This is a genomic window from Deltaproteobacteria bacterium, assembly GCA_016180845.1.
In the GTDB taxonomy this organism is placed as follows: domain Bacteria; phylum UBA10199; class UBA10199; order JACPAL01; family JACPAL01; genus JACPAK01.
The window spans coordinates 1-20798 of the sequence record JACPAK010000008.1 but is presented as its reverse complement, the minus strand read 5'-3'; the positions used below and the strand labels follow the sequence as shown (position 1 = coordinate 20798).

Annotated in this window: 18 protein-coding genes; 9 read left to right on the top strand and 9 right to left on the bottom strand. The window is 50.0% G+C overall.

What is annotated here, in order from left to right; genetic code table 11:
* Window positions 1-94: 94 nt before the first annotated feature.
* From HYT76_09360 to HYT76_09345, 4 genes are read right to left on the bottom strand one after another with little or no spacing between them, the layout of a single operon-like run.
* Window positions 95-253 carry a prepilin-type N-terminal cleavage/methylation domain-containing protein gene (locus HYT76_09360; protein ID MBI2083753.1) on the bottom strand — a complete coding sequence of 53 codons (159 nt, stop codon included), beginning with the start codon at window positions 251-253 and terminating at the stop codon, window positions 95-97.
* A 29-nt stretch (window positions 254-282) separates the two neighbouring features.
* Window positions 283-1113, bottom strand: a complete 831-nt coding sequence (gene aroE / locus HYT76_09355) for a shikimate dehydrogenase (GenBank protein ID MBI2083752.1) — start codon at window positions 1111-1113, stop codon at window positions 283-285.
* The gene (locus tag HYT76_09350; protein MBI2083751.1) at window positions 1110-1997 is read right to left on the bottom strand and encodes a bifunctional riboflavin kinase/FAD synthetase; all 888 of its coding nucleotides are present in this window, start codon (window positions 1995-1997) and stop codon (window positions 1110-1112) included. Before HYT76_09350 ends, aroE begins: the two co-directional genes overlap by 4 nt.
* Entirely contained in the window at window positions 1994-4639 is a 2646-nt protein-coding gene (locus HYT76_09345) for a PDZ domain-containing protein (protein MBI2083750.1), read from the bottom strand. The genes HYT76_09350 and HYT76_09345 overlap by 4 nt, the downstream gene beginning before the upstream one ends.
* A gap of 53 nt (window positions 4640-4692) precedes the next feature.
* Here HYT76_09345 and HYT76_09340 point away from each other — a divergent pair, with 53 nt between their 5' ends.
* Genes HYT76_09340 through HYT76_09330 form a run of 3 tightly spaced genes read left to right on the top strand, consistent with a single transcriptional unit; the run spans window position 4693 to window position 8763 of the window.
* A complete protein-coding gene (locus HYT76_09340; GenBank protein ID MBI2083749.1) occupies window positions 4693-5148 on the top strand; it encodes a hypothetical protein in 456 nt (151 codons plus the stop codon).
* Window positions 5145-6482 carry a hypothetical protein gene (locus HYT76_09335; GenBank protein ID MBI2083748.1) on the top strand — a complete coding sequence of 446 codons (1338 nt, stop codon included), beginning with the start codon at window positions 5145-5147 and terminating at the stop codon, window positions 6480-6482. The genes HYT76_09340 and HYT76_09335 overlap by 4 nt, the downstream gene beginning before the upstream one ends.
* 10 nt (window positions 6483-6492) lie before the next feature.
* Window positions 6493-8763 (top strand): DNA translocase FtsK, encoded by a 2271-nt coding sequence (locus HYT76_09330; protein ID MBI2083747.1) that lies wholly within the window; start codon window positions 6493-6495, stop codon window positions 8761-8763.
* Between the two features lie 82 nt (window positions 8764-8845).
* Here the strand turns inward: HYT76_09330 and HYT76_09325 are convergent, their stop codons facing one another.
* From HYT76_09325 to HYT76_09310, 4 genes are all read right to left on the bottom strand, one after another.
* Window positions 8846-9757 carry an Ig-like domain-containing protein gene (locus tag HYT76_09325; GenBank protein ID MBI2083746.1) on the bottom strand — a complete coding sequence of 304 codons (912 nt, stop codon included), beginning with the start codon at window positions 9755-9757 and terminating at the stop codon, window positions 8846-8848.
* A 30-nt stretch (window positions 9758-9787) separates the two neighbouring features.
* The gene (locus tag HYT76_09320; GenBank protein ID MBI2083745.1) at window positions 9788-10456 is read right to left on the bottom strand and encodes a hypothetical protein; all 669 of its coding nucleotides are present in this window, start codon (window positions 10454-10456) and stop codon (window positions 9788-9790) included.
* A gap of 292 nt (window positions 10457-10748) precedes the next feature.
* Window positions 10749-11600 carry a TIGR02147 family protein gene (locus HYT76_09315; protein MBI2083744.1) on the bottom strand — a complete coding sequence of 284 codons (852 nt, stop codon included), beginning with the start codon at window positions 11598-11600 and terminating at the stop codon, window positions 10749-10751.
* 19 nt (window positions 11601-11619) lie between these two features.
* A complete protein-coding gene (locus HYT76_09310; GenBank protein ID MBI2083743.1) occupies window positions 11620-12618 on the bottom strand; it encodes a hypothetical protein in 999 nt (332 codons plus the stop codon).
* A 262-nt stretch (window positions 12619-12880) separates the two neighbouring features.
* On the opposite strand from HYT76_09310, the gene HYT76_09305 reads away from it, so the two are divergent.
* The 4 genes from HYT76_09305 to HYT76_09290 are packed head-to-tail and all read left to right on the top strand — an operon-like array spanning window position 12881 to window position 15569.
* Window positions 12881-13477 carry an outer membrane lipoprotein carrier protein LolA gene (locus tag HYT76_09305; protein MBI2083742.1) on the top strand — a complete coding sequence of 199 codons (597 nt, stop codon included), beginning with the start codon at window positions 12881-12883 and terminating at the stop codon, window positions 13475-13477.
* Entirely contained in the window at window positions 13446-14162 is a 717-nt protein-coding gene (locus HYT76_09300; protein MBI2083741.1) for a ComF family protein, read from the top strand. Before HYT76_09305 ends, HYT76_09300 begins: the two co-directional genes overlap by 32 nt.
* Complete coding sequence (locus HYT76_09295) at window positions 14162-14953, top strand: inositol monophosphatase (protein MBI2083740.1); 792 nt, start codon at window positions 14162-14164, stop codon at window positions 14951-14953. Before HYT76_09300 ends, HYT76_09295 begins: the two co-directional genes overlap by 1 nt.
* Window positions 14940-15569 carry a hypothetical protein gene (locus tag HYT76_09290; protein MBI2083739.1) on the top strand — a complete coding sequence of 210 codons (630 nt, stop codon included), beginning with the start codon at window positions 14940-14942 and terminating at the stop codon, window positions 15567-15569. Before HYT76_09295 ends, HYT76_09290 begins: the two co-directional genes overlap by 14 nt.
* Here HYT76_09290 and HYT76_09285 read toward each other — a convergent pair.
* Window positions 15547-16200 carry a hypothetical protein gene (locus HYT76_09285; GenBank protein ID MBI2083738.1) on the bottom strand — a complete coding sequence of 218 codons (654 nt, stop codon included), beginning with the start codon at window positions 16198-16200 and terminating at the stop codon, window positions 15547-15549. The genes HYT76_09290 and HYT76_09285 overlap by 23 nt on opposite strands.
* 99 nt (window positions 16201-16299) lie before the next feature.
* Here HYT76_09285 and HYT76_09280 point away from each other — a divergent pair, with 99 nt between their 5' ends.
* Together HYT76_09280 and HYT76_09275 are read left to right on the top strand one after the other, a co-directional pair.
* Window positions 16300-20370, top strand: coding sequence for a hypothetical protein (locus tag HYT76_09280; protein ID MBI2083737.1), 4071 nt, complete (start codon window positions 16300-16302; stop codon window positions 20368-20370).
* A 187-nt stretch (window positions 20371-20557) separates the two neighbouring features.
* The coding region (locus HYT76_09275; protein ID MBI2083736.1) for a hypothetical protein at window positions 20558-20798 on the top strand (241 nt) is incomplete at its 3' end.

Genomic DNA, 20798 nt, shown 5'->3' with positions numbered 1-20798 from the left:
GGGGATATAATTAAGTATATGAAATTACTTGTATTTTTTGTAACTCCCTTAAAGGATTTTGGAAAGGGGGGGATATGAAAGGGTAGAATTGAACTCAGTTCTCTAGGGTTTTTGACACCTTGGCTTGCGGGCCTTCGGGCTGCTTTTGGTTCGACCTTTCTTTAAGAAATTGAGGGAGGGTAAGGCCAATAAAGAAGGCGATGATCGCCACAATGACCATGAGTTCGATCAGTGAGAAACCATTTTTTTTCATAATCCCTCCAAGATAATTCAGGGTAGTACTCAAGATACCTTGGGCGCGTCAAGTAGCGCCTTTTTTCCCGTCCAGATTCGATAGGCAAGAACAGCCTGATGAAGGAGCATCCCGAGTCCTCCGTGCGTCTTCAGATGACATCTCTTGGCCTCTTTGAGGAGGTGCGTTATCAAAGGACGATAAACGATATCCGAGACAATTGCCTTCGAATGGAGGAACAAGAGGGGGGGGAGATTCTTGAAACCTGTCCCTTTCAATCCGACCGATGTGGTGTTGATCAGCAGGTCGATTTTGGGAAAGAGGGGGGCAAGGTCCGTTGGATGGAAGCGGACCACCTTAAAAGCAGTTTTTGGGAAATGCCTCTTGAATTCATCGCAGAGCCTCAAGGCCTTGGATCGGGTCCGATTCGTCAGGAAGATCTGTCGGGCCCCATGGCGACCGAGGGTGTAAAGAATCGCCCGTGACGCCCCGCCAGCGCCGATGACCAGGATCGATTTTCCTCGCGGTTCGAAACCGGTCTCCCTCCGGAGGGAGAGGGAATACCCCTCCGCATCGGTGTTGTAACCGATCAGGCGATTTCCTCTCACGACGACCGTATTAGCTGCCCCGATGATTTTGACCGCCGGATCGATTTTATCGAGGAAAGGAAGGATCGATTCTTTGTGCGGGATAGTGACATTGAAACCGACAAGCCCCCAACCGCGACACTTTTTAACAAACCGGCCCAGATCTTTCTTTTTCAGGTGAAACCGCAAATAGAGATGAGGAAGGTTTTTCTTTTGAAAAAAGGAGTTGAACATCTGCGGTGAGAGTGAATGATCAATTGGATCACCGATAATTCCAAAGATTTTAGAGATCATACCTTGAGGATTTTCTTTGTGGAGTGAATATCATTTTGGATCTGTTGGGATAGTTCCCGCGGTGAGGAAAAAGGAATTTCATCCCGGATTCTTTCGACAAACTCGATCTCCATCTGATGCCCCAGAATTTTCTTCTGGAAATTAAGAATATGGGTTTCGATCGAGAGTGTTCTGGGACCGAAGGTTGGATTTCGCCCGATATTTGTGACGCTGGGGTGAGATTTTTTTCCCAGGATTGTCAGGGTGGCGTAGACTCCAACTGGCAAGATAAGATCGTTTTCCGATCTCAAGTTTGCTGTGGGGATTCCGAGGATCTTTCCCCCGAGTCCTCGCCCCCCCACGACCTTTCCTGTCATTCGATACGGTTTTCCAAGGAGTTCTGTTGCCTGGGAAATCTGCCCCTTCGAAAGCAGGGAGCGGATCTGTGTGCTGGAGACCAACATCTCCTTCCAAAGGAACGGCTCGACGACCGTGACGCGAATGCCTGCTTTTTTCCCCATCGCCTCGAGTGTCTCGACCGTGCCACCCCGATGATAGCCGAAAGTGAAGTTGTAGCCGACAAAGATCTCTTGAGGTCGAATCTGGCGGAGCAGAATACGGTCAAAAAAATCCTGGGCGGAGAGTCTGGAAAAGGCGGGGGTAAATTTCTGGACAACAACCCTGTCAATGCCGTTTGCCAGAATCGCGGCACGTTTTTGCCTTTGGGTCATGATCATCGGAGGACAGGATTCGGGGACCAGGATGCGTGCGGGGTGAGGATCGAAGGTATACGCAAGACTTTTCCCGGAATGCTCCTTGGCACAATGGGCAACCTTTTGAAAAATCTTCTGGTGTCCTCGATGGACGCCATCAAAAACACCGATCGTCATGACGAGGTTTTTCACGGTTTCCCTTTCCAGACAATCCACTGTTTCCTCGTCGTGCGCTCATGATCGTCTTGGGCAGCGACCGTGACGAGATTAGCACCCTCTTTCAGTTTTACTTTTGTTTCAAAAGCGAGGGAAGGGGGGTGGTCTTTTTGAGAGAAGTAGGCGACCTTGTTCCGTCCGACGAAGATAAAGATATGCCGAACGGACTCATCATCCGAGACATTTCCCTTCAGAGTTAGCTGACTTTGATTCGTCTTCAGAGGAGGGAGATTGAGGGAAATCCGCGGTGATTCATGCCAGGGACCGGGCGCCGAAGAGACCGAAGAGTTCGGTTTTGTGGGGAGTTCAATACGATCGATCAATTCCTGATCGCGCTTTTTGTCGCGGATGGAGAGCTCAAATGATACCTTTTCGTGATCTTCTGGCATTTTATCAGCGATCCGGAACAAGAGAAGGACCGGGGCTTGATTCCCCAGGCCCATCTTGGGAAGTTCCTCGCGCCCTTTCTTAATAAAGATCTCAGGGCCATTCAAGTTTTTGAGATTGACGACCGGTTCGGCGCTCTCACCCGGTCCCTCGTTTTTTACCATGATCTTGAGTCCGATTGTTTCCCCCCTCTCAGGGACTCCGTTTTGATTGCCCGAGGTTCCCTTTTCACCCCCATCATGAATGGAGTAAGAATAGGCGAAGAAGGGGAGAGGGATCTCTTGGATCAAGAAGTCGAGGGTGACAGGGGCAGGGAGACGACGGTAGGCCTCCCGGAAATTGAACTGAACCGGTTCACTACGTGGTATCGCGTTATCAGAGGTCTTAATCTGGGTATTCCAGGAACGTTTCTCTCCGGGCTTCAGGTGACCAAAAGGGAATTCAATATTATCAAAGAGGGGATCATCGCTTTTGCTGACAGAGGCGAATTGATAGAGATCCCCGGTCCCTTGATTTTCGACCTCCATTTTCAAAACCGCTGAGGTGCTTGGGGGGATTACCTTGAGGGGATTGCCTTGCGTATCGGTAAGGGTCACCGTCACAACAGGTTTGGGAGATCCTCCCTTCGGACCCTTGGACCAATCGATTCCAATTTTTGTGAGAGACTCCTCGATCCTTTTCTTTTCTTCCCCAGCGGTTGTTTCGATTAATTTTGAAATCGGTTCTGCAGGGGATTGGAGCATTTTTTTGGCGAGCTGGATCGGAAAGTCTTCTTCCAGACCGATTTGGTACGATTCCTCGTCTTCTGATTTCTTGGGATCGCTGGCGAGATATTGGAGCCGAAACTCTGCTTGAGGGGCAGGGAGCCGTTTTTCCTTCTCATCATCGGAATCCCTTCGCTCATCCTCATAAAGATTGACTGTTTCTTTTTGAACAGTCACCGGCAGGAGTTCAATGTTTGGTTGGACGCCGATCGATTGCACCTCACGATCTCCTGCGGTGAGATACTTCGCGATAGTCAGTTTGAGTGCGGAACCGTCTCGCAGGTCATAGACCGTTTGGACTGTCCCTTTGCCAAAGGTCAGAGTCCCCAGCACCTGGGCCCTCTTCGTCTGCTGAAAGGTTCCGGCGACAATTTCCGAGGCGGAGGCGCTTCCTTCATTGACGAGGACGACGAGGGGGATTGATTCGAGGGGGGAGCCTGGTTTCGCCTTTTCAAGATCCAGCGAGCGACGCCCGACCGCCTTCACGATAACCCCTTCCGCCAGGAATCGGTCTGCCATTTCAATCGCCTGATCGAGGAGACCGCCTGGATTGTTTCGGAGATCAAGAATGAGTCCCTCGAGGCTAGGGCTTTGTTTCTGGAATTTTTTAAAGAGCCCATCGAATTTGTCGGCGGTGTCTTCCTGGAAATGTTTGATCTTGACGAGGCCGATTTTTTGATCCTCGAGCAATCGTCCCGCGACCGAACGGATTTCAATCTTGGCTCGTGTGAGGGTAAACCGCAGCGGTGTTGGTGTCCCATCTCGTTGGATCAGGATAGTGACCTGGCTTCCTACCGCTCCTCTGAGTTTTTCAACCGCCTCGGTAAGAGACATGTTAATCGTCGCCTCTTCATCGATCTGGATAATCCGGTCCTTGGCGCGAATCCCTGCCTTCCAGGCCGGCGTTTCTTCCAGGGGAGAAATGACCGCCAGGTGACCCTCGCGAAGCCCGATCACAATCCCGAGTCCCCCGAAGGTCCCCCGTGTTCCGATTTTAAATTCCTGGTAGACCTTTGGGTGCAGGAAATTGGAATGGGTATCAAGGGCATCCATCATCCCCGCAGCGGTCAAATACTCGCGTTCTTTTTCATCGAGACGTCCCTCATAATTCACCTTCAGAAACCCTAACGTTTGACGGAAGATGGGGATCAGATCCGAGAGGGTGAACGGGGAAGGGACCGAAATATCAGCGGTCTTGTCGGCATACCGGAGATGAATCTTTTTCTCCTCGATTTTGACGAGGAAGGGTGAGATAGAACCCTCCAGCTCTCGAGCCGCTTCTTCAAACAGTTTCTTCGGATCGATAGCTGTTGGATCAAAATAACTTTTTTCGATATAATGCAGCGTTTTCCCGATGATCGGGATATCAACAAGGGGGATTTGAGCCGATGTCTCTGGAGCTTTCCTGGCGAGGAAAAAAAGAGCGACGAGCAGACAGGTCAGGGCCAACCAGATTTTTTTCTTCATTTATTCAATATCTTACCGGTGGGCGGCGCTTTTTCAAGGTCAAAAAGTGGATTTTGCTCATTCTTATTCCTTTTCCTCTCTTTGCGGCGAGCGTTTTGCCTCTCGGCCTTAAGAAAATCACCGAAGAGGCAGCGATTATTTTTGTTGGGCACTGTGTCGGTTATTCCCATGAACTCGATGAAAGCGGTTTTCCCACCTACTGGGTTCAGTACCAGATTGAGGAAGGGGTCAAGGGGGTTCGGGATCGGGAAACGCTGTGGGTGAAGCGGTTCGATTTTCAAAAGGCCCCTGTTTGTTCGAAGACAGAGGAGGTCGTCCTCTTTCTCTATCCGGAAAGCCGAGCCGGTTTCACATCTCCGATCGGCTTTGGTCAGGGGCAATTTTCTGTTGAGACTGGAGAGAGTTGGAGGAAACAGGTCACGAGTTCCTATCCCCATCTTTCGGAGGAACTTGATGAGATCGATCTCGAGTCGTTTCTTGTGAAAGTTCGTCGGTGGGTGGTTCCATGAAAACACCACAAAAACCTTCCGAGAGACGATCTCGGGTCCTTGTGGCCAGTTGTCTTCTACTATTCTGCTTTTTATTTACAACAGGTGCCGGCCCTATCCTGGTCGATACCGAGCAGACCGGGCTTGGGGTCAGCTGGCAGGATCGAGTGGTTCGATATAACCCCGAATCAGGGGCTGAAGCTGGATTGGGAAGACTCTCCAATGAAGAGACCTTGGCGATCCTCCGATCATTTTTTGAGGAGTGGCAGAAGTTGACATTGAATGGGATTGCAGTGGCCAATTTTTCAGTTGTGGAGGGACAAGGGTTGGGGAGTGTGACACCGGATAATCTTAAGGATCATTTTAGCTACTGCCCCCCTACCGAGACCTGTCCCACTGAAGACCCACCCTTTGTCTTGGGTTCAGCACGGACGGGCCAGAGTCCGATTCTCTTTGATACCGATGGAGAGATTACCGATCTGATCCATGGAGAGGGGGCGAAGGAGAGCATTATCGGGTTTGCAGGCCCTCGTGTGATCGAGCGGGTCGAAGGGTTCTTGTTTATCACGGAGGGGCAGGCGGTCTTGAATGGACTTTTCATTGATTGTCCTGAGGGGGCGAAGGAGACCGATTCCTGTCAGGACCCGGAGGTGACGCTGGAGGAGTTTGAAGGGGCGATTTTCCATGAGATCGGCCACTTCATCGGTCTCGATCATACGCAGGTCAACCTTTCCTCTGCCGTAAAGGCGCTTTCGGGGGATAAGTCAGAGGTTGCCGGGATTCCGACAATGTTTCCGCTTTTGATCGATGGGAAGGAACAGAGGTCACCCCACTTCGATGATATTGTTTCATTGGCGCTTCTCTACCCCTCGAGCGCGCTCGGGACCTCCTTTTGTACCTTGCAAGGGAAGGTCTTCCAGGCTGATGGGATCACAGAGCTTCAGGGGGTGAATGTCGTTGCCAAGAGGGGGGATAATCCGCTTCTGGAGGCGACAAGCTTTGTCTCCGGTCAGCTCTACGTTGGCAGTTCGGAGAATTGTGAGGCCAAGGAGGGGGATTTTACGATCAAGGGACTGAGCCCCGGTGTTTCCTACCAATTGGAGATCGAGAAGATCAGTAGTGCCTTTACCGGAGGATCGAGTATCGAGCCCTGTGATCCCCCGCAGTCCGGTTTTCAGGCAACCTCGGTACCCGGCACGTTTGCCTGCTCTTCCGGGGGCGAGGTGATTATTACCGGCACACAGACGACGACGGATATTGTGACGACGAAGGGGACACAGAAGACTACTGATTCATCACCCGATGCTGGCGGGTGCGCGTTAATCCCTTTGACTTTCCACTCCTTCGCCCTATAATTTTTCCAACATGGGTGCTCCAGCTTGGGGGAACACAAAGAGATCCAGGGATCTTTTCGGCCTTCTTTATCTGGCGACAGGTCTCTTTTTCTTTCTGTGTCTTATTTCCTACGACTCCTTTGACCCTTCTCTGAATTCCTATGCACCGGGGCGTGAGGTCCACAATCTTGGCGGTGTGGTTGGATCGTATCTTGCCGATCTCCTCTATACCTTGGTGGGGTATGGGGCGTACGTCGTTCCGATCGCTTTTTGCGGACTGGCCGCCTGGTACCTTGTTTTTCGTGGAGAGATCGAGGCGCGTTGGGTCCGTTTGCAGGCGCTGCTGATGATGACGGTTCTCTCCTCTATCCTCTGTCATCTCCTCTTCGCGCCGATCGGAGAACGACCGATTGATGCGGGGGGGCTCATCGGGTGGTCTCTCGGTCATCTTTTGGTCTCTTCACTTGGAAAAACAGGGGCGTATCTCCTGGTGGGGGCCGGTTTGTTGATCGCTTTCATCTGGCTGACGGAGATCCCGCTCCTGATGATCTGGAAGTTTGCCCTGGATCTGGGTCGTCTCTGTGAAAAGAGGGCGGCGAGATGGGGCGAACTACTTTGGGCGCGTACCAAGCTCAGTATCGCTCAACTGACGAAGCGGTTTGGAGACAAGGGTAAAATAATCAAGAAACCTCAGCCGCTGCTGATCTCCCATCGACTGACAGGCTCAACAGCGACTTCCCCTGTTGCCATGCAGGCCTCAACGGCGATTGAGAAAACGATCGAAAGGGCGGTCCCGGGTCCGAAGATCCTTCCGCGTGCCGAGGTGAAAGAGACGCGTCGTGAACAATTGGAACTGATCAAGCCTGTTTCCGACTCCAAATATCAGCTCCCCCCGCTTACTTTTCTCGAATCGGAATCCCAACCCCAGGTCCATATTAATGAGGAATCGCTCAAACTCAATTCAAAGCTCCTCGAACAAAAGCTTCTTGATTATGGAGTCGAGGGAAAAATTACGAAGATCCATCCCGGGCCGATTATCACGATGTATGAATTCGAGCCGGCCTCGGGGGTGAAGGTTAACAAGATCGTGAATCTCGAGGATGACTTGGCGCTTACGATGGGGGGGAAGTCTGTCCGAATCATCGCCCCTCTCCCGGGAAAGGCGGCTGTTGGGATAGAGATTCCCAATAATGATCGAGAGACGGTTTGGTTGAAAGATATCATTGGTCACCCGAAATTTGAAAAATCGGAATCCAAACTGACGCTTGCCTTGGGGAAGGATACGGAAGGATTTCCGTTTGTGACCGAATTGGCGCGGATGCCACACCTGCTGATTGCCGGGGCGACCGGCTCCGGGAAATCGGTCTCGGTCAACTCAATGATCCTTTCACTTTTGTACAAATCAACACCCGAAGAGGTTCGGATGATCATGATCGATCTTAAGATGCTCGAGCTCTCTGTTTACGAGGGGATTCCACATCTTTTGCTTCCTGTCGTGACGCAGCCGAGGCGTGCGGCTGTCGCCCTTCATTGGGCCATTAAAGAAATGGAGAGACGCTATGAGATTCTCGCGGCGAAGGCGGCGCGCAATATTATGAGTTATAACAGCATGGTTTCGGAGAAGGAGCGGCTTCCCTTTATTGTGATCCTGATCGATGAACTGGCCGACCTCATGATGACGACCTCTCACGAGGTGGAACGTTATATTACGCGCCTCGCTCAGATGGCCCGTGCCGCCGGGATCCACCTGATCCTCGCGACACAGAGGCCCTCGGTCGATGTCTTGACCGGTCTTATCAAGGCGAATTTTCCTGCCCGGATCTCGTTCAAGGTGACCTCGAAGCATGATTCGAGGACGATCATTGATCGTGTCGGTTCCGAGCATCTGCTTGGTTCGGGTGATATGCTCTTTATGTCTGGTGGAACCTCCCGACTCTTGCGTATTCATGGCGCCTATGTCTCCGAGAAGGAGATATTGAAGGTGGTGGAGCATTGGAAGAATCAAGGCAAACCGAAATATTTGGAGGAGGAGGCGTTGAAGGTTCTGGAGACGAAGAGCGAAGAGGGAAGCGTGGAGGGCGAAGATGAGATTGAGGATGAACTTTATGATCAGGCGGTCAGTATTGTGACGGAAACACGTCAGGCCTCGATCTCGATGGTTCAACGCCGGCTTCGGATCGGGTACAATCGTGCGGCACGGTTGATCGAGAGGATGGAACGCGAAGGGGTGGTGGGGCCGGCGGATGGGGCGAAGCCGAGGGAAGTTTATGCGCAGGCGTTAGGTGGCATTGAACCTCAATGAACCGGTTATTCCCAATATTGTAGGGGCGTATCGCACGATACGCCCCTACTTTTTTGGTCCTGTCTCTTTGAGAAAGTGACAGCTATTTCGTTTCAAAATGCCACGTGAGTGACCGAATCGTCCCCTTCTTCGTATCGAGGCATTTAAGTCCTTCTACATTGAGGGTGTAAGCCATCTCAGTGAGAAGATCAGCATGTTTGCATATGATCTCATCTGGGGATGCCGAGAGTTCCAGATCACAAATCACGTGGTCCCCATTTGAGTCTCCAACACTGAAATAGGCCTTGCCCACTGTGGAAGGATCAATCGCGCAACTTGCCTGAACCATGATTGCCTCACTGGTGGCAACATTACGGGCACCGTTGCTAGGGATCGTCTTGACGATATGAGGTTCACCGGATGAAAGGGGAACATCGCCGATGTCGCCAATATCGCCAACTTCGGCTGCTTCTTCCTTAGCTTCAGAATCACCCTGACTTTGAGATTCCTCCTGATCAGACCCCTCCTCATCTCCTTCGTTTTCCACAACAGCTTCGTTTTGGGCCTGAAAATCATCACTGGGAATCGCGCTCGTACCAACAATCACAACCTCTCCCAGAGAAAGCTCCGAACCCTCTTCGAGAGTGAGGCTGTAAGAGCCGTGCCCTTCACTATCGCGGAACAACAGGGTCGCGACGAACTCATCGTCCCGAGAAAAACTGAGCGCGTACGTCTTATCGACCTCAAGATAAAGGCTGAAAAAACAGTTTTCATCAACAAGAGTATTTGCTGTGACTCCTGATGTATCCGTCGCATGCACGGCATCAGCTGCGCAGATCTCTTCAGACCCATCCTCAGCAAGTCCTTGGAGATTCCCATTGCTTGGCACAAATCCCGTAACTGCCCTTGTGATTGCCTCTTCGGAGGGCATCTTCTCTCGCTCAACAGACAGACACCCACCAAGCCCCACAAGGAGGGCTATAGTCAGCAGCCATTTGTATTTAATTGTCTTCATATAATTCTCCTATCATTCACAGCAAATTGGCTAGTCACTGGGCACCGCTGTGGTAAAGTGCCACGTGACTGACCGAATTCCGCCGTCATGATCGGCGCAATCCAGACCTTCCACCGTTGCGGTGTGATACATATTGGCCAAAAAATTATCGTGATTGCATATGACCTCTCTTCCCGAGGAAGAGAGACTCAGATTACAAGTAATATGACCTCCCTTTGAGTCTCCCACACTGAAATAGGCCCTGCTCAGAGAAGTAGGATCGACGACACAATTCGCCCGTACCTTAACCGGCTGATCAATTGAAACAAACTTCGCTTGATTCCTTGGAAGCACTTCGAGGATCCAATCCTCACCTGGCTGAAGCGGCACATCACCAATATCTCCGGCTGCTTCACAACTTGAGTTGTCTAAATCATTGGCATAAAAGAACCCATCGAAATCGCAATCCCGTTCATCAACGTCAGGAGTTCCATCGTTGTCATCATCCTCATCGTCAAAATCTACAATACCATCTCCATCCTGGTCATTTTGATAAGCAGGCTCCAATGCCGCACGTCCTTTGGTTCCTGTGAACTGTATTTGTCCAAAATCGATCGGTTCGACTCCATGACTTACGATAAGGATATTTGATTCAAACATTTCACGGTGATGATTGAATGTCATGATGGCAAGCAAAGTTTCTTCTTCGAAAAAAGTCATTGTTTTAGCATCACCTTCATTCAGGTTAGTCGAAAAGGTGCAATCGGAACCGACCGAGATTGAGGACGATTGACCGCTCGAGTCCACGAACTTAACTTTTGTAGCGATGCATTGGTTTATGTTGGAAAGACTCGAGATCTGACCCTTGATAAGTCGAATATTGGAAGGAGGGTTTCCTACCTCCGTACCCCCTTCATCTGTTGAGCCAGACTCTTCTCCACTACAACTGGCAAGAATAAGGAAACCTGCAAAAAAAACATAAAGGAGACGTTTTCTTAAGGGGTTCTTCATTTTATTCTTCTCCTTTTTTAACAAGCGGTATCAATTGAGTTGACAGCGAGATAACCACCTCAGGATTATTTTCAGTGCTAACCATTTTAAGAATCTCACGCCGAAATTCCTGAACTTTTTTCTTAATTTCAGGAAACATTTTTTTTGAAACTCCTAACGTGAGGGCACCGACATCTCTGTCTTCTGGTTCAATCTGAACAAGAAGAGAGCGAATGATTTCAAGAAGTGACTGATGATATCGAAGGATAATATGCGAGGAAGATTCTGGACCGGTTGTTAGCAGGGGATTTGACTGGACCCATTGGTTTTTTGGCGTTTTTTTGACAAATCCGAGTCTCTCAAGTAGTTCCATGGATTTCTTGGCCTGTATCACTGTAATTTCAGGTCGAATCTGTGACATAATCCACTCAGGGGTTCCATCAAATTCATTGGATGTCATCAGCTCTCGGACGACGGGGTGGTACCAGGTTGAGTAGTAATCATACTGATCCTTTTCGACCGATTTGAGCTCGCTGAATTTTTTTGATTGAACGAGTTTTTTATAATGAGAATCCTTTTCTTCAACAGATTTTCCCTGATTATAGAAAACCAGATTTAGAAAAAAGGCTGTTTCTTGTTTATTAAGACCGAGACCTATGGCAAATTGAGCGGCACTCTCTGCCGTCAAGTTCCGATTCCCATCCATAACCAGTTTTAATATGTTGGAAGAGGTGAAACCTGCCTTTTTTGAAAAGGATCTTAGTGAGACAGTGGAGCGGCCACTCTTGTGCGATTTGTACCAGTCTCTGAGAAACTCTCTATAGTCGAGGTACTCAAAGATGTTGATTCGTGATTTTTGCGTCGTGGTTTCCATAGGGCTCATTTTTCCCTCTCTAAAATCCGACTAACTTTCCGAGGCTATCCAGCAACGAACATTCACAAACATAAGAAACCCAGACTTCGGTCGCATCTTCCGGCCACATTTTATTTCCTTCACTATCCTGAAATGTTTCGCCATCACTGGAGTGACTGAATCCCCCATCGTTTCCCCCCTGGACATCCGCTTCGACTCCCCATGAGTTGGTCGTACACGATCTGCTTTCGGGATCAACGCTGAGCACCGTTTCAACATGACCATTGACGAAGCTGCCATCTTCCTGTCGTTTCCACACAAAAAGCTTCACATCACATTCGTCATCCATTTCTTCTTCCATTTCCTGATAGTCGGCTTCGGATCCGCCAAATTTTTTTTCAGTTACACAATAACCTTTATCTTCATAATACTTTGATTGGTCGCTCATGGAGGCCCCGCCATCGGCATTCTGCTTGATACCATCAGCGATCTTGTTCCATTCCCCTTGACTCACCTCACCTTCCGCCTCCCCGAGGATGCGATTACAGACAGCGGTAGCCCATGTTCCACACCCCCCGTTTTCGTAGCCTTTCCAGGAAGCGTCCATGTTGGCAACAGGTTTGCCACCAAGGATACAATCGTAAGAATCAGGATTTCCGTCTTCTTCCTTAACGGTCTTTATTGTCTTTGGATCAAAATCTTCAGGAATCGTCTCATCATCTTTCCAGTTGATCGGGAAATTTTTATCGGGATCCGCAACAACGACCTGCCCGCCGTACCATGCGGTAATGTCTGCAATCTTCCATTCAGTCTCTGGATTGCCGTCGTAGGGATAGACATAGATGTACTCTACATTCTTCCCCGGACTTACAATCGGCTTGCTTTCATCGATGCCGTTGCTCGTTTCTTCGGTCACCTCATCGGTTGCTTCTTCTTCGTTGATTGTTTCCTCTTCCGCAAATGTCTGAGCGACCTCTTTTTCATTGCAGCCGATAAAGAAAGGAATCAGAGCAGCCAGCAGAACTATTTTTGTTTTCATAAGACCCCCTCATGTTGAATTGTGTCTCTCGTAACATGGCTCAAAGTATAGCGACCGCTCTTGGAACCACAATCAATTTTTATAATTAATGCATACTTTTGTATGCAGTTATTAATATAACTAAATGATATTACTAGTATTTATAATAATATACATTACAATTAGTAAATAATAGTATTCAATATGAGATGGAAGTCTATTGTTTGTGGAAGAAAGTTTGGATTTCGGTGTACAGCGTGATTAGTTGGAGTTTCTAGTTTTTATGAGACATCTCAAATGGTCCTTTTATTTTTTCTCCCTATTTTTTGTGAATACGGATAGTTTTGCCGGAGATTTGATTCAAAAAGTTCAAGAGACCTATCGTACCACACCGGCGATCGAGGCGGAATTTGTCCAGAAGACCTATGTCGAGATCCTGGAGAGGGAGATCGAGGAAAAAGGCTCTCTTATTCTTGCCAAGCCAGGACGATTCAATATCCATTATAAGGGGCGAAGGGAAAGACGGTATATTTCAGATGGGAAAAAACTCTGGATTGTCCATCTCCGGGAGAAAGAGACCGAGGTTTTTGAGGATATTCAGAAGATGGTCAGCCCGGAGGCCTTGACCTTTTTGAGCGGCCTCGGAGAGATGGAGAAGGATTTTCAGGTCGCTGAAGATCATTCCGGGAAAACAGACCGGCTGATCTTGACCCCGCGTCGTCCGGAATCGCCTTTTAAGAAGATTGTCTTATGGATCGATCCCAAAATGAATCTTGCGAAAGAGATTGAACTGTATCCGGAAAATGGGAATAGGAGTCATTATCGTTTTGAGAGGATAAAGGTGAAAGATGATATTGCGAGCAGTCTCTTCCATCCTTAATTTTATTTTTCCCAATAAATGCATCGCCTGCAGGATTTTTTCGAAGGAGGTGCTTTGTGCCTCATGTCAGGAAAAATTTCCCTCACTCCCTTCTTCCTATTGTTCTTTGTGCGCCCGCCCTTTTTTTTCTCCCGATCCTTCAGAGGAGAGGGGGCATCTTTGCGGAGACTGCCTCGTCTCAAAACCTCCTTTCGAAAAAGTTTATCCCCTCGGTCTCTATCAGGGGATTTTGGCTGATCTGGTGGGGCGCATGAAATACCGAAAAGAGGAGCGGATTGCCGATCTGCTGGGGGAGTGGTTGGGGACCAAACTTCAAACCCAAGATCTTTCGATTGATCTTATTGTCCCGGTCCCTTTGCATCGGGAGAGACTTCGTGAGAGAGGATTTAATCAGGCGGCGAGGATTAGTGATGCGATCGGGAGAATTTTAAAGATCCCGGTCGAAAAATATGATTTTGTTCGTGTCCGAAGAACCCCTTTGCAGACAACACTCAACCGCGAGGAGAGGATGAAAAACTTGAAAGAGGCGTTTCAGGTTTTAGACCCCAAAAAAATTGATGGAAAAAAACTGCTTCTCGTGGATGATGTTTACACGACCGGTTCGACGCTGACCGCTGCTACGAAGGCTCTTCTAAAAGTTGGAGTCCAGAGTGTGTCGGCTTCTGTCGTGGCGAGGGCTGTCTGATGAAAGATGATTTTGATCGTTACCTGAAGTTTGCCGTAAGGATTGCCCAGGAGTCGGGCCGGATCCAGATGGCCTCCTATGGCCGGGTCAAAAAAATCCGTTTCAAAGGCGAGATCAACCTCGTGACGGAGGTCGATAAGCGCTGCGAGGCGATGATTATCAAGAATATTCGAAAAAATTTTCCGGATCATGATATTCTCGCGGAGGAATCAGGCAAGGCGCGTGAAAGTGGGAGTGATTATAAATGGATTATCGATCCGTTGGATGGAACAACCAACTATTCACATTCCTATCCCCTCTTTTGCACCTCCATTGGACTTGAGTATCGTGGGAAGGTGATTGTCGGGGTTGTTTTTGAGCCGAATCTTCGGGAACTTTTTTATGCGGTTCGTGGGAAAGGGGCCTTTCTGAATCGACGTCGGATTCATGTCTCGAAGATCGCGAAACTTCGTCGGGCGCTTGTCTCGACCGGTTTTGCCTACAATGTCCAGGAGGTTAAATCCAATAACCTCGATCATTTCCAGAACTTCATTATGACAAGCCAGGCGGTTCGGCGCGATGGGGTTGCCGCAACTGATCTCTGTTATGTCGCCTGCGGACGGTTTGACGGTTTTTGGGAAATCAATCTCTTCCCGTGGGATGTTGCCGCCGGTTCGCTCATTGTGGAGGAGGCGGGAGGGGCCGTGTCTCATTTTGATGGCTCTTCATTGGATATTTATGGGAAGGAGATTGTGGCGAATAATGGGCGGATTCATCGAGCGATGATTGAGGTTTTGAATGGAAAATATTAACCCGCAAATTTACGAGGCGTTTCAGAAGATAAAGGAGAAGGATTTTTCTGCGGCGGAGAAAATTCTTCAGGAAGGGCTTCTACGTTTCGAACAGGTGGGGGATGAAACCCAGCAGGCGCTTTTTCATTCGACGTGGGGCGTTCTCTGCAAGGTGAAGGGAGAAGATAAGGAGGCCTGGAGACATTATGAACGGGCCGAAAAGCTCCTCTCCGATGATCCTTCCCTGAAAATCATCTCGGCGAAATTCCTGATCGAGCGCTTTGCGCAATACGATACCGCCTTGAAGAAACTCAAAAAAGTTTTGGAGATGACGAAAGGATCGCCTTCTTTTGAACATCAGACTCATGCGATTATGGCGCTTGCTTACCTCAAGAAGGGGGAGCGGAAAAAGGCCAAGACAAGTCTTGAGGCGTCGATGACTGGTGATTTTCAGTTGATGGTCACGGCAGCCAACATCAACCTCGAGGTGATCGAGGGGTTTCTCGCGCGAAATTTTGAGGTCAATCTTTGTCGGACGTATCTTGAGAAGGGGTTGGTGTTGGCGGAGGCGAAAAAGGAAGAGAAGTTTATTCAGCTCTTCACAAAACTTCTTTCTACTCTTCTGCCCACAACATAAACGTCGGTCCCACGGTCAATGTAGCATCTGAGGCAAAGTCACTCCCACCCGGATTTGGGATCGAGAAAAGATTTTCGCGGAATTCCACTTTCAGGGCGAACCACGAAACTTTTTTGAATCGTGTCTTGATTCCGCCTCCGATAAACCCCATCCCCCTCTCTCCTTCGTTGAAGAAGACAGCTCCTCCACCGATTGTTGTAAAAAAATCCATCTCCACAACATGGTTTTTGCTTCGGTAGGCGGCTGGCTTCGTGATCGCAAAGCCTCCGCTTATCATATAGAGATTTTTGTTGGTGATGCTCCGTCCGAGGGGACTTCCCCCATCCACCGAGATCTTGGACCAACCGAAATCGGTGATTATTCCTAACGCCGGAGTCAGATTCCATTGGATATTTTGACCGACCACAAAAGAGTGATTCAGTTTATCCCCAAAATATTCGCCGCCATTCGGGGTGAGCTCGAGAGAATAGCTTTCGGACTCCCTCAGCTCAAAGTCGAGTGCTCGGGGGATCTCCTGTTCGGATGCCAATAAGTAACCGGTACCTTTTGGTAGGGGACAAAAGATGATGGGGAGCAGGATGATAAAAACCGGTGAGAGGAGTCTCCGGGTCTGGTTCTTTTTTGAAGACATCTTTAAAGAAGCTCCACTAAAAACAGATTAATTTCAACAGGATAAATAGTTTCAAAAAACAGCCCTCTCTGGCACAGATCCTGCAAAAACACCTAGTTGATGAAGAAGGATCTTTCTTTCAAGCTCGCTTTAATCCTCTTAACAGGTCTCTTGCTTTGGTCCTTTTGGGGTGGTGCTGGTGGATGTTCTGGTGGGAATGTCGAGGAGCAGGATCAGGGACCGTATACCGGGCCTGTTCGACTCGTTTCAATCTATCCCTCCGGTGGTCCTCCCGGGGCCACCGTTTCTGTCTGTCTTCAAGGGATCGCCGACGAGGCGATTTTTAGTTTCTGTGATCAGCCGGTCGAGACCTCAGAGAATCAGGCCTTAAGATTAGATCTACAAGATGATTCTTCATATGTTGGTTGTGACGAGGGAACGACTGAGGTTTTATTGACCGTGCCTGAGACCTGCCCGACCGGAGAGGTGAAGGTATTGGCGGCGGCCGGGACCGAGCAGAGCAATGAGATTCCATTTACGGTGACAGCGATAGCAGAGGATGGGGAGGATGGGAATCGAGATAGGGGTCGAGCGACCGGAGGTGGTGGTAGTGGTGGAGGTTCCGGTGGAGGAAGCGGAGATGGTGACGGAGATGGAGGTGGGGACGGTGATGGTGATGGAGAGGGTACAGTTCCAGGTGGACGCGATCGAATGACGGGGAATGAACCGGTCGATACCGACATCACTTGCCCTGATGAAATGACCTGTCCCTACGATAAACCTGTTTGTAACACAACGACCGGTGATTGTGTTCAATGTCTCGCGGATACCGATTGTCACTATGGCCCTGAGGAGACGGGCCCCGGTTTTACCTGTGATACGACAACCAAGAGCTGTGTGGAGATCGAGTGCACAACCTCTGCCCATTGTACGAATGAGAGGTTAACGGCGCTGGGGGTTACAACTGATTGCGCAACGACCGGTTGTAGCTGTAATGAGGGGACCCATACCTGTGAGGCAAACCCCGAACCCTCTGACGCGCCGATCTTTTTAGTGGAGATCAAGGAAAATGAGGATGGGGTCCATAGCTCCCCTGTTCCGGACGGGGCTGACGTCGGTCAGGCAACCCTGAATACCGGTCTGATGGGGGAGACGAATGATCGTCTAAAATTTGGCGCGATGAAGATTGTGACCGACGATGCCCAGATCGCCTACATCTATGGAAACTTTGCAGCGGAATCGATGACGATCGATGCCGAAGAAGAGGCGGACGAAGACTATCGTGAGGCGTTGGCCGAGGAAGGGTATGTGCGACTGGGTGCCCGACCTAATGGAAATGTGTCCTATGTAAAACCGGGGATTTTTGAGAAGACGGTTTCCACAGCGACCGAGAGGGCGAATGGCGCCTCGCTCTATCATCGCCGGATCCTTACTAACGGAGAGTTCGTTCCTTGTTTCGCGCGTGCACAACCGAACGACCCGAATTATTGTGAGGGGTTAGACGATCATTTTATTGATGACGATAATTTCGAAGGAGAGCGGATCTATCGTTATAATGTGCGCAATGACCTCTTCCTCTTCGAGCTGGTCAGCCGTCATCACAAGTTTGTGGCGGTCGTTCGCTATGGCGAAGGGATTCATGAGCAACAGAGGGTCGAGGTGCGTGAGGTTCCTTCACCCACTGTCGAGATCTCTACGCCGGATGATGTTGGAGATGGTGACTACCGCCCGAGTGGGTGTGATATCGAGCCTTATGACAAGGCCCCTTACCTCAAGGTCAATATGAACTTCAAAAATGCGACCTATGCTGAGGTGAAGGTCGAGTATCAGGGGGAGTTTGAGGAAGAGGATGATGATACCTCCTGGTCTGATTTCTGGGGATCTGATGATGAGGAGGAAGAGGAATGTCAGCCTACCGTCATTGATATGGGTTGGTTCGGAGAAATTGAATATGATCTTTGTGGTATCGGTTTATCCAATAATGCGTCGGGTGATTTCTTCGGTGATTATAACCCTTATGGCTGGGCGGAGGATTACGATGTCGACGAGGCGTTTTCGGATGCTGCCGAGTCGGACGACAGCGGTTTCTGGGCTGCCGCTCGAGCGGTGTCTCATTGGTTCGATGCCAACAGGACGATGAGCGAGATTCGTGTCGATGAGCGTGGGAATAAGGTGACCGATACGATCGATCTGGGATACCGCTACATCCCGACCCAAACGACGACAATGGTCGTGACCTGTCGCGCACTTGGAATCGATCAGGAGATTGAGAAAAAATATCGGGTTGTCCTGGGTGAGAATGGGGCGATCGATGGGATAGGAGACCTTCGGCTCAAGCTGACTGCGGTCGATAGCGGCGCTCTACCTGGAACAGATCAAGGACATCGAACAGCCCCGGAGGTGACAAAAGGTTCCGATGTGGCCCCCAGCCTTTGTGATGAGAATGTGATCCAGTGGGATGGTAACGCGGATGATGATGCCGTTGTGGAGGCGACTTTTGATGATGATGTCGGTCGGTGTGATGTCCGAATGCACTGGTACTTCGACCAGCCGATGATGGTGCGTGAGGTCGTTACCGGTGGTGGGAGTTCTTCAGGCACGCTTCGCGCCGGAGAGGGGGACTACAAATTCCCGTGGGCGGAGCGGATCGAGTTGTCTGCCTACAGTTTGGCGAATGAATCGGGTGGATGTGAGAATGACAAGGGGTATACCCCCGAGCCCTCTGAAGGGGTGCGAAACGACTCTCAGTGGAAGCATCTCTTCCCGCCGATCAATCTCCGGACGATGGTCAACAGCTCCGTGATGATGACCGCTCCAGAGCCGGCCTTGGAGACAACGAGTTGGGAGAGGTATCTGGATCAAAACAATATTGAGACGAGCCCCATTGCCTCGGAACCGGCAAGCACACCGGAGGGGGAGGCGGGGACTGAGTCTGATGAGATCGGATTTCAGATGCATGGGAATCACCTCCGTGCCCGCAAGCGAAACACCTGTAACCGTTACATGATGAAGGCTTGGCAGTTTGGCTGGCATGATCAATATCCACGCGCAAAGACGCTCGATCTCCGGTACCGCTCCGAATTCGAGGTAGCGACCCCTGGAGTCATTATCGATGCGACCGAGGCGGCGAGTCTCGGTTATTACCAAACGACAGAGGATGGGGAAACGAGCACGGCGGCAGCGGGTGGCTCTCCAGCCTCATGGCGTAACTCCGAGATGCCGACGCAGGAAGAGGTTTGTGACAATCCAGGGATCAAGGAGGACGAATACACCTACATCATCCCGTTCAAGGCACAGCATCTGAAGGCGAAACCTCAACTCCAGGTCCTCTTCTGGGGATGTCTGGGTGACTGTAACTATGACGGGCTGTTGTCGGGAAGTGCCTGCCGGGATGGGGATTGTGGCTCGCCTCATGATTATTTGCCGTACCCAGACTATTACGGCAGCCCCCGTTTTGTGCCTGATTGGAATCCTTATGATGTAACGGACAATGTTTATTATACCCCGGAGCGTCAAGGCTGGATCAAGGGATGGGAATCACTTCCGGGGGACGAGTTTGGTGGAAGCGGGATCACCTACTCCGATGCGAGAAAGTGGCAGACCTGTTCCGAATCAGATGATGGTGATAATACATTCAGATGGCCTGCGAATGAAGACAACCGGCCGGTTGGTAACGATTCAGACAATGATCTTTATCAGTTCACAACGGGGAAATATATTGCGCAAGGACATGCCGAGGGACTTGAGGCGGTCGTTGACCCACAACTGGTGACCGATGGTGTTCATTCCCACTTCAGATTTACAAGCAAGTTACGCGTCCTCTCTTTCAGAATTACCGCCGAAGGGATCGATGGTGTGACCTATACCCCTGATGATATTGACACCCCCCTTCCTCCAGATCCCGTTCCTAACGGCATTGAGTTGAACGATTATGGTTCTATTGATCCGGGGAATGGTCATGCCCGATTCTTAAGACCCAACCGACTCTATCATTACAAGAATCAAAGAAGCGACTCGATTGCACCGGTGATGCTCTTCTTTAAGATGCCGAGCTGTAATTATACAACCGACTGTCCTCAAAACTGTATCGAGCATGATGGTCAGCTCCCCTGTCTCGAGTGCCGGCCAACCCATTATTGTCGCGCACGAAAGTGGGAGCCGAATGAGATCGTCCCGAATAGACCCGAATAGACCCGAACGTCCTGAGCTTGCCCTTTAAATAATTCCCCAAAATCGGTGACTCAAAACCCTACTTTTCCCAGCCGATCCAGGAGGTCGCCCAACAGATAAAATAACAATTTATTATCAAGCATATACAAGCGTACCAGGTACGCAAATTTCCAAACGTTGGCACAGATCCTGCACATATCTTGGGTTGATGGGGAAGAGTCTTTTCAGATCAATCTTAATATTATTTGTCCTGATAGGGATCTTCTCGGGATGTTCCGGAGGCGGTGATGCCGAGCAGGATCGACCTGCCGGTCTGACCGGTCCTGTCCGACTCGTTTCGATCTACCCCTCCGGTGGACCGGTGGGGGCGACAGTTTCGATCTGTGCGACTGGCACTGTCTCGGAGGCGATTCTTCAGTTTTGTGATCAACCGATCACCGCTGCGGCAG

Excerpts from the sequence above, each read along its gene's own strand:
- HYT76_09295 (MBI2083740.1), top strand. The coding sequence starts at position 14,162 with ATGAAAGATGATTTTGATCGTTACCTGAAGTTTGCCGTAAGGATTGCC.
- HYT76_09325 (MBI2083746.1), bottom strand. The coding sequence starts at position 9,757 with ATGAAGACAATTAAATACAAATGGCTGCTGACTATAGCCCTCCTTGTG.
- HYT76_09330 (MBI2083747.1), top strand. The coding sequence starts at position 6,493 with ATGGGTGCTCCAGCTTGGGGGAACACAAAGAGATCCAGGGATCTTTTC.
- HYT76_09290 (MBI2083739.1), top strand. The coding sequence starts at position 14,940 with ATGGAAAATATTAACCCGCAAATTTACGAGGCGTTTCAGAAGATAAAG.
- HYT76_09310 (MBI2083743.1), bottom strand. The coding sequence starts at position 12,618 with ATGAAAACAAAAATAGTTCTGCTGGCTGCTCTGATTCCTTTCTTTATC.
- HYT76_09335 (MBI2083748.1), top strand. The coding sequence starts at position 5,145 with ATGAAAACACCACAAAAACCTTCCGAGAGACGATCTCGGGTCCTTGTG.
- aroE (MBI2083752.1), bottom strand. The coding sequence starts at position 1,113 with ATGATCTCTAAAATCTTTGGAATTATCGGTGATCCAATTGATCATTCA.
- HYT76_09345 (MBI2083750.1), bottom strand. The coding sequence starts at position 4,639 with ATGAAGAAAAAAATCTGGTTGGCCCTGACCTGTCTGCTCGTCGCTCTT.
- HYT76_09285 (MBI2083738.1), bottom strand. The coding sequence starts at position 16,200 with ATGTCTTCAAAAAAGAACCAGACCCGGAGACTCCTCTCACCGGTTTTT.
- HYT76_09360 (MBI2083753.1), bottom strand. The coding sequence starts at position 253 with ATGAAAAAAAATGGTTTCTCACTGATCGAACTCATGGTCATTGTGGCG.
- HYT76_09300 (MBI2083741.1), top strand. The coding sequence starts at position 13,446 with ATGATATTGCGAGCAGTCTCTTCCATCCTTAATTTTATTTTTCCCAAT.
- HYT76_09305 (MBI2083742.1), top strand. The coding sequence starts at position 12,881 with ATGAGACATCTCAAATGGTCCTTTTATTTTTTCTCCCTATTTTTTGTG.
- HYT76_09320 (MBI2083745.1), bottom strand. The coding sequence starts at position 10,456 with ATGACTTTTTTCGAAGAAGAAACTTTGCTTGCCATCATGACATTCAAT.
- HYT76_09280 (MBI2083737.1), top strand. The coding sequence starts at position 16,300 with ATGAAGAAGGATCTTTCTTTCAAGCTCGCTTTAATCCTCTTAACAGGT.
- HYT76_09315 (MBI2083744.1), bottom strand. The coding sequence starts at position 11,600 with ATGGAAACCACGACGCAAAAATCACGAATCAACATCTTTGAGTACCTC.